A 13,752-nucleotide genomic window follows, 5' to 3' on the forward strand; every position below is an offset into this window, starting at 1 on the left:
CACCATGACCACCACAGCCACCACCACAACCAGCACCACCGTGCTCGACGCCAGCGGCGTCACCATGCGCTTCGGCGGCCTCACCGCCGTACGCGACGTCGACCTCACCGTCAACACCGGCGAGATCGTCGGCCTCATCGGCCCCAACGGCGCCGGCAAGACCACCTTCTTCAACTGCCTCACCGGCCTCTACGTCCCCACCGAGGGCAAGGTCAGCTACAAAGGCACCGTCCTGCCCCCCAAGCCCCACCTCGTCACCCAGGCAGGCATCGCCCGCACCTTCCAGAACATCCGGCTCTTCGCCAACATGACCGTCCTGGAAAACGTGCTCGTCGGACGCCACACCAGAACCAAAGAAGGACTCTGGTCCGCCCTCCTGCGCCTCCCCGGCTACAAGAAGGCCGAGAACGCCAGCCGCGAACGCGCCATGGAACTCCTGGAGTTCATCGGACTCCAGGACAAGGCCGACCACCTCGCGCGCAACCTCCCCTACGGAGACCAGCGCAAACTGGAAATCGCCCGCGCCCTCGCCAGCGACCCCGGCCTCCTCCTCCTGGACGAGCCCACCGCCGGCATGAACCCCCAGGAAACCCGCGTCACCGAAGAACTCATCTTCGCCATCCGGGACCAGGGCATCGCCATCCTCGTCATCGAGCACGACATGCGGTTCATCTTCAACCTCTGCGACCGCGTCGCCGTCCTCGTCCAGGGCGAAAAACTCGTCGAAGGCACCGCCGACGTCGTCCAGAGCGACGAACGCGTCGTCGCCGCCTACCTCGGCACCCCCTTCGAAGGCGCCCCCGGCGCCGAAGAAGCCGCCGAAGTCGAAGCGGCCGAAGCCGAAGCGGCAGCACACGGAACAGCCCCGACCACACCCGCCAAGACCGACACCACACCCGACACCACCCGCACCGAGGAGGAGGACACCCGATGACCGCACTGCTAGAGGTCAAGGACCTCCGCGTCGCCTACGGCAAGATCGAAGCCGTCAAAGGCATCTCCTTCAGCGTCGAAGCCGGCCAGGTCGTCACCCTCATCGGCACCAACGGCGCAGGCAAGACCACCACCCTGCGCACCCTCTCCGGACTGCTCAAACCACTCGGCGGCAGCATCCTCTTCGAGGGCAAACCCCTCACCAACATCCCCGCCCACAAGATCGTCTCCCTCGGCATCGCCCACTCCCCCGAGGGACGCCACATCTTCCCCCGGCTGACGATCACCGAGAACCTCCTCCTCGGCGCCTACCTCCGCAACGACAAAGCAGGCATCGAGAAGGACATCCAGCGCGCCTACAGCCTCTTCCCCATCCTCGGAGAACGCCGAAAGCAGGCCGCGGGAACCCTCTCCGGCGGCGAACAGCAGATGCTCGCCATGGGACGCGCCCTCATGTCCCAGCCCAAACTGCTCATGCTCGACGAACCCTCCATGGGCCTCTCCCCGATCATGATGCAGAAGATCATGGAGACCATCGTCGAACTCAAGGCCGCGGGCACCACGATCCTCCTCGTCGAACAGAACGCCCAGGCCGCCCTCTCCCTCGCGGACCAGGGCCACGTCATGGAGGTCGGCAAGATCGTCCTCTCCGGCACCGGCCCGGACCTCCTGCACGACGAATCCGTCCGCAAGGCCTACCTCGGCGAGGACTGACCCACCAGCACCCCCGAACAACACAGGAGGCCCGCACCCCGATCGATCCGGGGTGCGGGCCTCCTGCGTACAAACCCTCGCGGCAACCGCTACTCGGCCGCCTTCTTCTTCTCCTCGGCATCCTCGATCAGCGCCTCCGCCAGCTGCTGCATCGACAGCCGCCGGTCCATCGACGTCTTCTGGATCCACCGGAAAGCCGCCGGCTCGGACAACCCGTAATCCGTCTGCAGAATGCTCTTCGCCCGGTCCACCAGCTTCCGGGTCTCCAGCCGCTGCGCCAGGTCCGCGACCTCGCCCTCCAGCGCCTTCAGCTCCGCGAACCGCGACACCGCCATCTCGATGGCCGGCACCACGTCGCTCTTGCTGAACGGCTTCACCAGATACGCCATCGCCCCGGCGTCCCGGGCCCGCTCCACGAGGTCGCGCTGCGAGAACGCGGTGAGCATCAGGACCGGCGCGATGGACTCCTCGGCGATCTTCTCCGCCGCGGAGATCCCGTCGAGCACGGGCATCTTCACATCAAGGATGACCAGGTCCGGCTTGTGCTCCCGGGCCAGCTCCACGGCCTGCTGGCCGTCCCCGGCCTCACCGACGACGGAGTAGCCCTCCTCCTCCAGCATCTCCTTGAGGTCCAGACGAATCAGAGCCTCGTCCTCGGCGATGACGACACGGGTCGTCAGCGGCGGGACGTGCGACTTGTCGTCGTCGGCGGCGTCTACGGGCTGGGGCGACTCGGGGGTGGTCACGGGGCTCCTTGATTCAGGGCAGATGCTGCTTCGAATCAGCCTACCTAGCGGCAGGAGCTGCAAGTCACCCGGTACACTCCTGACAGCACCCTTGCCGGGTTGGTGGAAGGGTATACACGGATGTCTCAAACACATCTGCTCGAAAGAGCTTGCGGGTTCGAATCCCGCACTCGGCACGGATCAGAGAAGCGGATGTTCACGTTCTCGTGAACATCCGCTTTTTGCTACCTGCGGCGACATTTCATCACGCAGGGTAGTGGCATGAACTGCCACGGCATCGAAGTGCGTCAGAGGGCGCTCTCCCTGCTCCGGTCCGGCGCGAAGGGTGCGGAAGTGGCTCGGCAGCTCAATGTGCCGCGCGGCACCGTCTCGTACTGGCTCCACATGGATCGCTCCAAGCGAGGTGAGTGCCCAGGCGGAGACAAACCACAGTGCCACCGGTGTGACCGTGTCCCTCTTGACGCATCCGCCTATTCGTATCTCCTGGCCCTGTACCTGGGTGATGGCCACATAAGCAGGTACGCCCAGCACCGGGTACCGAACCTCATGATCACTCTTGATGATTCCTGGCCCGGCATTCAGAGCGAGGCCGAGGCGGCAATGCGCAGGGTGTTCCCGGACAACGCGACCTGCCGGGTACGCAAGACGGGTTGCCACAACATCAAGGTCTACTCCAAGCACCTGCCCTGTCTGTTCCCTCAGCACGGCCCGGGACGGAAGCATGAGCGCCTCATCGTCCTCGAACCCTGGCAGCAGGAGATCGTGGACGCGCACCCATGGGACTTCATCCGAGGTCTGATCCACTCCGACGGATGCCGCAACATGAACTGGACGACCCGTACGGTCGGCGGCGAACAGAAGCGGTACGAGTATGCGAGGTACTGGTTCACCAACGTCTCCGACGACATCCGGCAGCTCTACACCGACACTCTCGACAAGCTCGGCGTCGAGTGGAAGCACTGCACGCGCGGCGGGAAGGCGTACAACATCTCCGTCGCCCGACGGGCATCCGTAGCGCTCATGGATGCTCACGTCGGGCCGAAATACTGAGCTGCCCTACTTCGGGCTGTCGTCCTCGCCGATGTGGTGCACGCGGACCAGGTTCGTGGATCCCGCGACGCCGGGCGGGGAGCCGGCCGTGATGACGACCACGTCGCCCTTCCGGCAGCGGCCGATCCGCAGGAGTTCCTCGTCGACCTGGGCCACCATCGCGTCCGTGGAGTCCACGTGCGGGCCGAGGAAGGTCTCGACGCCCCAGGTGAGGTTCAGCTGGGCGCGGGTGGCCTCGTCGGGGGTGAAGGCGAGGAGCGGGATGGGCGAGCGGTAGCGGGAGAGGCGCTTGACCGTGTCGCCGCTCTGGGTGAAGGCCACCAGGAACTTCGCGCCGAGGAAGTCGCCCATCTCGGCTGCCGCGCGGGCGACGGCGCCGCCCTGGGTGCGGGGCTTGTTGCGTTCGGTGAGGGGCGGGAGGCCCTTGGCGAGGATGTCCTCCTCGGCCGCTTCGACGATGCGGGACATCGTGCGGACGGTCTCGACGGGGAACTTGCCGACGCTGGTCTCGCCGGAGAGCATCACCGCGTCCGTGCCGTCGATGATCGCGTTGGCGACGTCGGAGGCCTCGGCGCGGGTGGGGCGGGAGTTGTCGATCATCGAGTCGAGCATCTGTGTGGCGACGATGACCGGCTTGGCGTTGCGCCGGGCGAGTTTGATGGCGCGCTTCTGGACGATCGGGACCTGTTCCAGGGGCATTTCGACGCCGAGGTCGCCCCGGGCGACCATGATGCCGTCGAAGGCGGCGACGATGTCGTCGATGTTGTCGACGGCCTGGGGTTTCTCGACCTTGGCGATGACGGGGAGGCGGCGGCCTTCCTCTTCCATGATGCGGTGGACGTCGTCGATGTCGCGTCCGCTGCGCACGAAGGAGAGGGCGATGATGTCGGCGCCGACGCGCAGGGCCCAGCGGAGGTCGTCGATGTCCTTCTCGGAGAGTGCGGGGACGGAGACGGCGACGCCGGGGAGGTTGAGTCCCTTGTGGTCGGAGACCATGCCGCCTTCGATGACGGTGGTTCGGACGCGGGGGCCGTCGACTTCGGTGACTTCGAGGGTGACGCGGCCGTCGTCGACGAGGATGCGTTCGCCGGTGGTGACGTCGGCGGCGAGGCCGTCGTAGGTGGTGCCGCAGGTGTTGCGGTCGCCTTCGTGCGGTTCGACGGTGATGGTGAAGGTGTCCCCGCGTTCAAGGAGTACGGGTCCTTCGCGGAAGCGTCCGAGGCGGATCTTCGGGCCTTGAAGGTCGGCGAGGATGCCTACGCTGCGGCCGGTCTCTTCGGATGCTTTGCGTACACGGTGGTAGCGCTCTTCGTGTTCGGCGTAGGTGCCGTGGCTGAGGTTGAAGCGGGCGATGTCCATTCCCGCTTCGACGAGTGCCTTGATCTGGTCGTACGAGTCGGTTGCGGGGCCCAGGGTACAAACGATTTTTGCTCGGCGCATGGTTTGAGCCTAGACCTTACCTACGGGTAGGTAATTGGCGCCGTATGACACCTCAACAACCTTTGGATGAAGGGTTATTGACAAGTGTTGAATTGTGCACGGGGGTGCTCCGATGAGCGTTTCAGTGGAGCGGGGGCGGGTCGAGGGTGAAGGAGGCTTCGACCTGTGCGTCGATGTTCTGGCGTACGGGTTCGAGGTCGATGGGGGTGGCCGCGTCGGCCATTTCGGTGGATGCGGCGGCGCTGAAGGGGACGGCGCGGTGGGCGAAGCCGGCGCGGGCGGGGCGTCGGCCGGGTCCGGTGTCGGTGTCGGTGAGTTCGAGGAGGGCGCCGAGTCGGGTGTTGAGGGCTTCGGCGTATTCGCGGGCGCGTTGGAGGGCTTCGTGGACGGCTTGGCGGCGGGCGGCGGCATGGACGGGCGAGTGAGGGCGCAGGTCCCACCAGGGGCCGTCGACGCGGGTGAGTTCGTGGTCGGCGAGGCGGGCGGTGAGTTCACCGAGGGCGGTGAAGTCGGTGAGTGTGGCGGTGAGTTGTACGTGTCCGTGGTAGGCGCGGATGCGTTCGCCGCGGCCGTGGCGGGTGAGTTCGGGGCTGACGGAGAGGGTGCCGGTTTCGAGTTTTTCGACGGCGTCGCCGTAGCTCTTGATGAGGTCGATGGCTTGGGTGTTGCGGCGGGTGAGGTCGTCGAGGGCGGTGCGTCGGTCGGTGCCGCGGGCGGTGACGGTGATGGTGATGCGGGCGATCTCGGGGTCGGCTTCGAGGTGGGCTTCGCCGCGGACGGTGAGGTGGGGGGTTTGGGGGGTGCCGTAGGGGCGGGGGGTGGTGTGGTCGGTCATGTGTTCACTGTGGCATGGGGGTGTGGGGGTTGGTGGTCATCAGATCGAAACCTGCGCGGGGTGTTGCGGGGTGTGGTTGCTGGGCCAGAATCTACGCGCGTTGCCCGACTGAACGAGGAGTAAGAATGCCGTTGAACCGTAGGACGTTTCTAGGCCGTTCGGCTGCTGCCGGTGCGGGTGTGGCGATGGCGGGCGGGGCTGTCGTGGGGGCTGCCGGGGCCGCGGAGGCGAAGGGTCACTCCGGGCATGGTCATGGCCGTCCGGTGAAGCGGTACTCGTTCACGGTGATGGGCACGACGGATCTGCATGGCAATGTCTTCAACTGGGACTACTTCACGGACAAGGAGTTCGACGATCCGGCCCACAACGATTTGGGGCTGGCGAAGATCTCGACGTTGGTGGATCAGGTCCGGAAGGAGAAGGGCCGCCGGAATACGCTGCTGATCGATGCGGGTGACACGATTCAGGGCACCCAGTTGTCGTACTACTACGCGAAGATCGATCCGATCACGGCGCGGCGTGGTCCGGTGCATCCGATGGCGCAGGCGATGAACGCGATCGGGTACGACGCGGCGGCGCTGGGGAATCATGAGTTCAATTACGGTATTCCGGTGCTGCGGAAGTTCGAGGAGCAGTGTGATTTTCCGCTGCTCGGTGCGAATGCGTTGGATGCGCGGACGTTGCGGCCGGCGTTCGCTCCGTATGTGATGAAGCGGTTGCGTACTCCGCACGGTCGTGATGTGCGGGTGGCGGTGCTGGGGTTGACGAATCCTGGTATCGCGATCTGGGACAAGGTGAATGTGGGCGGGAAGATGGTGTTCCCGGGTCTTGAGGAGCAGGCGGCGAAGTGGGTGCCGAAGCTTCGGTCGATGGGTGCGGATGTGGTGATTGTTTCGGCGCATTCGGGTTCGTCGGGTACGTCGTCGTACGGGGATCAGTTGCCGCATGTGGAGAATGCGGCGGGTCTGGTGGCGGAGCAGGTGCCGGGGATCGATGCGATTCTGGTGGGGCATGCGCATCTGGAGATTCCTGAGCATTTTGTGACGAACAAGGAGACGGGTAGGCAGGTTGTTCTTTCGGAGCCGGCGAAGTGGGGGCAGCGGCTGACGCTGTTCGACTTCGATCTGGTGTGGGAGAAGGGGCGCTGGTCGGTCGAGAGGGCCGGGGCGCAGGTGCTGAACTCGAACACGGTGGTGGAGGACCGGAAGGTGACGTCGCTGTTGCGGGACGAGCACCGGAAGGTGGTGGCGTATGTGAATCAGGTCATCGGTACGTCGGTGGTGGCGATGTCCACGGCGGAGGCGGCGTGGAAGGACGAGCCGATCATCGATCTGATCAATGTGGTGCAGGCGGAGACGGTGCGGGCGGCTCTGGCGGGTGGTGAGTACGCGGCGTTGCCGGTGTTGTCGCAGGCGTCGTGTTTCTCGCGGACGGCGGCGATTCCCGCGGGTGATGTGACGATCCGGGATGCGGCGGGGTTGTATCCGTTCGAGAACACGCTTGAGGCGCGGTTGCTGACGGGTGCGCAGCTGAAGGATTATCTGGAGTACTCGGCGAAGTATTATGTGCGGACGGCGGCCGGTGCTCCGGTGGATACGTCGAAGCTGACGAATGCGGACGGCACGCCGGATTATAATTATGACGCGGTGTCGGGTGTGACGTATGACGTTGACATCGCGAAGCCGGTGGGTTCTCGGATTGTGGGTCTTTCCTTCGAGGGGAAGGCGATCGATCCGGCTGCGCAGTTTGTGTTCGCGGTGAACAATTATCGGGCGAGCGGTGGGGGTAATTTCCCGCATGTGCCGGGTGCGAAGCAGCTGTGGGCGAATTCGGATGAGATACGGAACACGATCATCGGCTGGGTGCAGGCGAAGGGGTCGGTGGATCCGGCTTCGTTCGCGTCGGTGGGGTGGCGGCTGACGCGGGACGGTGTGCCGGTGTTCTAGGTCCGGTTCCGCGGCCGCGTTCCGGGTTCGGGTTCCGGGTTCGGGTTCCGGGTTCGGGTTCCGGGTTCGGGTTCCGGGTTCGGGTGTGGGTTCGGGTGTGGGGCGGACGCCCTCGGTTGATGCCGGGGGCGGCCGCCTTTTTGTGTGCGGGTGGTCAGTTGCCGTGGGCGAGGGGGATGAGTGCGTGGCCCTGGGCGGGGATCCGGGGGTTGTGCTGGGGGGTGAGGCCGAAGGTGGTGAAGGCGGTGCGTTGTGGGAGGGGGTAGGGGTCGGTGCCGGTGAGGTTGTTGAGGATGGTGGCGCTGCGCCAGGCGGCGAGTCCGAGGTCGGGGGCGCCGACGCCGTGGGTGTGGCGTTCGGCGTTCTGTACGTAGACGTGTCCGGTCACGGTGGGGTCGAGGACCAGGCGGTACTGGTCGTCGATGCGGGGGCGGTGGGAGGCGTCGCGGCGCAGGTAGGGGCCGAGGCTGTCGAGGAGGCCGTCGAGGGGGCGTTCGCGGTAGCCGGTGGCGAGGATGACGGCGTCGGTGGTGAGGCGGGTGCGGGTGGCCTGCTGGGTGTGTTCGAGGTGGAGTTCGACGCGGGTGGTGGCGACGCGGCCTGCGGTGCGTACGGAGACTCCGGGGGTGAGGGTGGCGTCGGGCCAGCCGCCGTGGAGGGTGCGTCGGTAGAGCTCGTCGTGGATGGCGGCGATGGTGTCGGCGTCGATGCCTTTGTGGAGCTGCCATTGGCGGGGGACGAGTTCGTCGCGGGCTGATTCGGGGAGTGCGTGGAAGTAGCGGCTGTAGTCGGGGGTGAAGTGTTCGAGGCCGAGTTTGGAGTACTCCATGGGGGCGAAGGCTTCGGTGCGGGCGAGCCAGTGGATCTTTTCGGCTCCGGTGGGGCGGGCGCGGAGGAGGTCGAGGAAGATCTCGGCGCCTGACTGTCCTGAGCCGATGACGGTGATGTGTTCGGCTTTGAGCAGGTGTTCGCGGTGCTGGAGGTATTCGGCGGAGTGGATGACGGGGACGGATTCGGCTTCGGCGAGGGGTTTGAGGGGTTCGGGGACGAAGGGTTCGGTGCCGATGCCGAGGGCGATGTGGCGGGTGTAGGCGCGGCCGAGTGCTTCGGCTTCGCCTTCGGTGTCGAGTTGGGTGAAGTCGACTTCGAAGAGGGTGCGGTCGGGGTTCCAGCGGACGGCGTCGACCTGGTGGCTGAAGTGGAGTCCGGGGAGTTGTTCGCTGACCCAGCGGCAGTAGGCGTCGTATTCGGCGCGTTGGATGTGGAAGCGCTCGGCGAAGTAGAAGGGGAAGAGCCGGTCGCGGGTGCGTAGGTAGTTGAGGAAGGTCCAGGGGCTTGCGGGGTCGGCGAGGGTGACGAGGTCGGCGAGGAAGGGGACTTGGAGGCTGGCGCCGTCGAGGAGGAGTCCGGGGTGCCAGTGGAAGGCGCGGCGTTGTTCGTAGAAGGTCGCGGCGAGGGGGCGGGGGTTTCCGGGGGCGGTGGGGATGCCGTGGGCGAGGGCGGCGAGGGAGAGGTTGAAGGGGCCGATGCCGACGCCGACGAGGTCGTGCGGCTGGTCGGGGTCGAGGGCGGGCCGGTCGGTCATCGGGGGGTGTCGCCTTCTGTGCGGGGGGTCGTGGGGTTGGTCACCGTGTGGGGGGTGGGGTTGTGGGGGTGGGTGAGGTCGGTGGTGACGTTGTTGACGAGGTCGAGGAGTGCGTGGAGGTCTTCGGGGGTGGTGTGGGGGTTGAGGAGGGTGGCTTTGAGCCAGAGCCGGCCGCCGGTGTGGGCGCGGCCGAGGACGGCGTGGCCGCGGTTGAGGAGGGTGCGGCGGATGGTGGCGACGGTGAGGTCGTCGGCGTCGGTGGGGCGGAAGAGGACGGTGCTGATGGTGGGGTGGTCGTAGAGGTCGAGGGTGGGGGTTTTGGTGATGAGGTCGGCGAGTTGGTGGGCTGCGGCGAGGGTGCGGTCGATGAGGTCGGCGAGTCCGGTGCGGCCGAGGGCCTGGAGGGTGACGGCGATCTTGAGGGCGTCGGGGCGTCGGGTGGTGCGGAGGGAGCGGCCGAGGAGGTCGGGGAGGCCGGCTTCGGTGTCGTCGTCGGCGTTGAGGTAGGGGGCGTGGTGCTGGAGGGGGGTGAGGTGGTGGTGGTCGGGGACGGCGAGGATGCCTGCGGATGCGGGTTGCCAGCCGAGTTTGTGCAGGTCGAGGGTGACGCTTTGGGCGCGGTCGAGGCCGTGGACGCGGTTTTTGTGGGTGGGGCTGAAGAGGAGTGGGCCGCCGTATGCGGCGTCGATGTGGAGTTCGGCGCCGTGGGTGGTGCAGAGGTCGGCGATGTCGTCGAGGGGGTCGATTTCGCCGGTGTCGGTGGTGCCTGCGGTGGCGACGACGAGGAGGGGGCGGTGGAGTTGGGTGAGGGCGGTGTCGAGGGCGGCGAGGTCCATGACGCCGGTGGGGGCGGGGATGATGACGGGTTCGGGGAGGCCGAGGAGCCAGGTGGCGCGGGTGATGCTGTGGTGGGCGTTGGCGGCGCAGATGGTCTGGACGGGGCCGTGGCGTTCGCGGGCGAGGAGGAGGGCGAGTTGGTTGGCTTCGGTGCCGCCGGTGGTGATGACGGCGTCGGGTGAGCCGGTGTGGGGGTAGATCTCGTGGGCGAGTGCGGTGGTGAGGTCGGCTTCGAGGGCGGAGGCGGCGGGGGCCTGGTCCCAGGAGTCCATGGAGGGGTTGAGGGCGCTGGCGGCGAGGTCGGCCGCTGCGGCGAGGGCGAGGGGTGGGGTGTGGAGGTGGGCGGCGCAGTGGGGGTGTGCGGGGTCTGCGGCGCCTTCGGTGAGGGCGGTGATGAGGGTGCGCAGTGCGTGGTGGGGGCCGGTGCCGTGGTCGGGGATGAGGGGGTGGGTGGCGGTGCGGGTCCGGGGGGTGACGGTGTCGGGTCCGCCTGCGGGGAGGGGACCGTTTCTGCGGGTGGCGCCGTCGTGGAGGGCGGTGAGGACGGTGTCGAGGAGGGGGCGCAGTGCGGCGGGGCCTGCGGTGCCTCCGGCGAGCGGTGGGGTGGGCATGGGCGGGTGGTCCTTCGGGTACGCGGGGGTGGACTTGCCAGCTTGTACGGGATTTGTGGTGGCGCGGCCGAAGAGCCCAACGATCTGAACTCGAAAGGGGTACTGGCCATGGGTGTGGGCCCGTTGCCGGTGGTTCAGGTGGTATGGGTGTGCGGTTTTGGGATGGGTGTGCGTGTGGGTGGTGTGGAGGCGTGTGTGCCGTTGGTGTCGGGCATGGGTGTGCCCGGGGCCCCTCGGTGCTGAGGGATCCCGGGCACGGGTGACGCGGGTGGTGCGGGTGGTGCGGGTGGTGCCGGTGGTGCGGGTTCCGGCGGGCGGTGCCGGTGGTGTGTGGTCGGCCGGATGCGGTCAGTGGGCGTTGCGTACGGCGAGCGCGCGGCGCAGGTCGTCGAGCTGGTCGGTCAGTTTGCGGCGGAGGGCGGGGGTGAGGGCCTGGTCCTCCAGGGCGTGGGTGCCGAGGTCGAGGTTGTGGGTGTCGACGGCGTACGCGGGGAAGGCGTAGCGTCCGGCGGCTTCGGCGATGGCGGGTCCGCGGCGGGCTGCGAGTGCGGTCGCTTCGGGGTAGTAGCGGGCGACGTATTCCTGTACGAGGTCGGCCTGTTCGGGTTGCCAGAAGCCCTGGGCGGTGGCGGTGAAGAGGTAGTTGGACAGGCTGTCGTCGGTGAACAGGGCGTGCCAGGCGGCGGCTTTGGTCTCGGGGTTGGGCAGGGCGGCGCGGCAGCGGGCGGCGCCTTCGCGGCCGGTGGCGCTGGGGTCGTGGGCGAGTTCGGCGGCGATGGTGGCTTCGTCGGTGGCGCCGAGGACGGCGAGGCGGGTGAGGATGCGCCAGCGGAGTTCGGGGTCGAGTTCGGGGCCGCCGTGGACGGTGCCGTTGGTGAGCCAGTCCTGGATGGTGTCGGGCTGGGTGGCGGCGTCGATGAAGTGGCGTACGGCGATGAGGCGGAGGCCGGGGTCGGTGCCGTCCTCGGTGCGGCGGATGAGGTCGCGGCAGAGGGCGGTGAGGGTGGCGAGGGCGGCCGGCCGGTCGGTGGGGGTGAGGTAGCAGGGGGCGATGTGGGTGGCGGCGAAGCCGAGGACGCCCTGGACGAGGGCGAGGTCGGTTTCGTACGGGAGGTGGGTGCGGGCGGTGGTGAGGTAGGTGGTGGGGTCGAGGTCGCCGTCGCGGACCATGTCGCGGGCGGTGTTCCAGATGACGGCGCGGGTGAGGGCGTCGGGGATGCCGGAGAGGCCGGTGAGGGCGGCGTCCCAGGAGGTGCTGTCGAGGCGGATCTTGGCGTAGGTGAGGTCGCCGTCGTTGAGGACGATGAGGTCGGGGCGGCTGCCGGGGAAGGTGGTGGCGGGGTCGGTGGGGATGTCGAGTTCGAAGCGGTCGCGCGGGGTGAGGTGGCCGGGGCCGCCGCGGGTGTCGAGGGTGCGGTCGTAGGTGCCGACGGTGATGCGGTGGGGGCGGCTGCCGTCGCGGTCGATGGTGAGGGACCAGGTGTTGTCGGTCTCGGTCACGTCGGCGGTGAGGGTGTCGGTGCCGGTGGTGCGCAGCCATTGTGCGGCCCAGGCGTGGACGTCGCGGTCGGTGGCGGAGGCGAGGTTGTCGATGAAGTCGGCGAGGGTGGCGTTGGCGAACTTGTGCCGGGCGAAGTGGGTGTTGATGCCGGCGAGGAAGTCCTTCTCGCCGAGCCAGGCGACGAGTTGGCGGAGTGCGGAGGCGCCCTTGGCGTAGCTGATGCCGTCGAAGTTGAGAAGTGCGGAGGCGGTGTCGGGGACGGCCTCGGGGTCGGGGGCGACGGGGTGGGTGGAGGGGCGCTGGTCGGCGTCGTATCCCCAGCCCTTGCGTGCGACGCCGAAGTCGACCCAGGTGTCGGTGAAGCGGGTGGCTTCGGTGAGGGTCTGGTAGCCCATGTATTCGGCGAAGGACTCGTTGAGCCAGATGTCGTCCCACCAGGAGAGGGTGACGAGGTCGCCGAACCACATGTGGGCCATCTCGTGGGCGATGATCATGGCGCGGGTCTGGCGTTCGGTGTCGGTGACGGCCGAGCGGTAGATGAATTCGTCGCGGAAGGTGACGAGGCCGGGGTTCTCCATGGCTCCCGAGTTGAATTCGGGGACGAAGGCCTGGTCGTAGGAGTCGAAGGGGTAGGGCTCGTCGAACTTCTCGTGGTACCGGTCGTAGCAGGCGCGGGTGATGTCGAGGATCTCGTCGGCGTCGGTGTCGAGGTGTTCGGCCAGGGAGCGGCGGCAGTGGATGCCGAAGGGCAGTCCGGCGTGTTCGGTGGTGATGGAGTGCCAGGGGCCCGCCGCGACGGCGACGAGGTAGGTGGAGATGAGGGGGGTGGGGGCGATGGTCCAGCGGCCCTGGCCCGTGCGCTCGGCGATGCCGTTTCCGAGGACGGTCCAGGTGGTGGGGGCGGTGACGTCGATCTGGAAGACGGACTTGAGGTCGGGCTGGTCGAACGCGGCGAAGACGCGCTGGACGTCTTCCATGAAGAGCTGGGTGTAGACGTATGTCTCGCCGTCGGTGGGGTCGGTGAAGCGGTGCATGCCTTCGCCGGTGCGGGAGTAGTACATGGCGGCGTCGACGTGGAGTTCGTGGGGGCCCGCGGTGAGGGCGGTGAGGGGGTAGCGGTTCTCGGTGAGGAGGCTGGGGTCGAGGGGTTGTCCGTCGAGGCTGAGCGAGCGCAGGACGGCGGGCTTGACCTCTACGAAGGTGTCTCCGGCCGTGTGGGCGGTGAAGTGGATGACGGTGCGGGAGTCGAAGGTCTCCTCGCCTGCGGTGAGATCGAGATCGATCGTGTACCGGTGTACGTCGAGGTTCTGGGCTCGGGTCTGCGCTTCGTCGCGCGTCAGTACGGACATGGATCCATGCTGCCGTACGAGGTCGGGGCCGTGCAGGCGGGTTCTCCGGCAGGGATACGGGAGGGGCTGCGGGAGAGCCGCGGGAACGGGCCGGGCCCATCGGGCGGCGGGAGAGCCGCGGGAACGGGCCGGGCCCGTCCGGCGGCGGGCGGGGGCGGGGGGCGGTCGGGCGGCGTGGGGTGGCTGGCCGGGCCCGGGTGGGGCA

Annotated in this window: 10 protein-coding genes and 1 tRNA gene; 5 read left to right on the top strand and 6 right to left on the bottom strand. The window is 67.8% G+C overall.

Annotation, left to right across the window (positions count from 1 at the left end):
* Positions 1-4: 4 nt before the first annotated feature.
* The gene (locus OHA98_RS28905) at positions 5-934 is read left to right on the top strand and encodes an ABC transporter ATP-binding protein (protein WP_266930968.1); all 930 of its coding nucleotides are present in this window, start codon (positions 5-7) and stop codon (positions 932-934) included.
* Positions 931-1,647 carry an ABC transporter ATP-binding protein gene (locus OHA98_RS28910; protein WP_266929765.1) on the top strand — a complete coding sequence of 239 codons (717 nt, stop codon included), beginning with the start codon at positions 931-933 and terminating at the stop codon, positions 1,645-1,647. Before OHA98_RS28905 ends, OHA98_RS28910 begins: the two co-directional genes overlap by 4 nt.
* 89 nt (positions 1,648-1,736) lie before the next feature.
* Here OHA98_RS28910 and OHA98_RS28915 read toward each other — a convergent pair whose 3' ends face one another.
* Positions 1,737-2,393 (bottom strand): ANTAR domain-containing response regulator, encoded by a 657-nt coding sequence (locus tag OHA98_RS28915; RefSeq protein ID WP_266929766.1) that lies wholly within the window; start codon positions 2,391-2,393, stop codon positions 1,737-1,739.
* Between the two features lie 93 nt (positions 2,394-2,486).
* Here OHA98_RS28915 and OHA98_RS28920 point away from each other — a divergent pair.
* Positions 2,487-2,569, top strand: a tRNA-Leu gene (locus OHA98_RS28920).
* 85 nt (positions 2,570-2,654) lie between these two features.
* On the top strand, positions 2,655-3,443 hold the full coding sequence (locus OHA98_RS28925; RefSeq protein WP_266929768.1) for a helix-turn-helix domain-containing protein: 789 nt from the start codon (positions 2,655-2,657) through the stop codon (positions 3,441-3,443).
* Positions 3,444-3,449: 6 nt separating this feature from the next.
* Here the strand turns inward: OHA98_RS28925 and pyk are convergent, their stop codons facing one another.
* Positions 3,450-4,883: a pyruvate kinase gene (pyk, locus tag OHA98_RS28930; RefSeq protein ID WP_266929769.1), complete on the bottom strand. Its 1,434-nt coding sequence runs from the start codon at positions 4,881-4,883 to the stop codon at positions 3,450-3,452.
* Between the two features lie 121 nt (positions 4,884-5,004).
* The gene (locus tag OHA98_RS28935) at positions 5,005-5,718 is read right to left on the bottom strand and encodes an SIMPL domain-containing protein (RefSeq protein WP_266929770.1); all 714 of its coding nucleotides are present in this window, start codon (positions 5,716-5,718) and stop codon (positions 5,005-5,007) included.
* Positions 5,719-5,843: 125 nt separating this feature from the next.
* Between OHA98_RS28935 and OHA98_RS28940 the strand changes: the two genes are divergently transcribed.
* Positions 5,844-7,664: a bifunctional UDP-sugar hydrolase/5'-nucleotidase gene (locus tag OHA98_RS28940; RefSeq protein WP_266929771.1), complete on the top strand. Its 1,821-nt coding sequence runs from the start codon at positions 5,844-5,846 to the stop codon at positions 7,662-7,664.
* 154 nt (positions 7,665-7,818) lie between these two features.
* Here the strand turns inward: OHA98_RS28940 and OHA98_RS28945 are convergent, their stop codons facing one another.
* The 3 genes from OHA98_RS28945 to pepN all read right to left on the bottom strand — a co-directional run bounded on the left by OHA98_RS28945 (position 7,819) and on the right by pepN (position 13,547).
* Positions 7,819-9,249, bottom strand: coding sequence for a lysine N(6)-hydroxylase/L-ornithine N(5)-oxygenase family protein (locus OHA98_RS28945; protein ID WP_266929772.1), 1,431 nt, complete (start codon positions 9,247-9,249; stop codon positions 7,819-7,821).
* Positions 9,246-10,697, bottom strand: a complete 1,452-nt coding sequence (locus OHA98_RS28950; protein WP_266929773.1) for an aminotransferase class V-fold PLP-dependent enzyme — start codon at positions 10,695-10,697, stop codon at positions 9,246-9,248. Before OHA98_RS28950 ends, OHA98_RS28945 begins: the two co-directional genes overlap by 4 nt.
* A 348-nt stretch (positions 10,698-11,045) precedes the next feature.
* The gene (gene pepN, locus OHA98_RS28955) at positions 11,046-13,547 is read right to left on the bottom strand and encodes an aminopeptidase N (protein ID WP_266929775.1); all 2,502 of its coding nucleotides are present in this window, start codon (positions 13,545-13,547) and stop codon (positions 11,046-11,048) included.
* Positions 13,548-13,752: the final 205 nt, after the last annotated feature.

This window comes from Streptomyces sp. NBC_00654, from assembly GCF_026341775.1.
GTDB lineage: Bacteria > Actinomycetota > Actinomycetes > Streptomycetales > Streptomycetaceae > Streptomyces.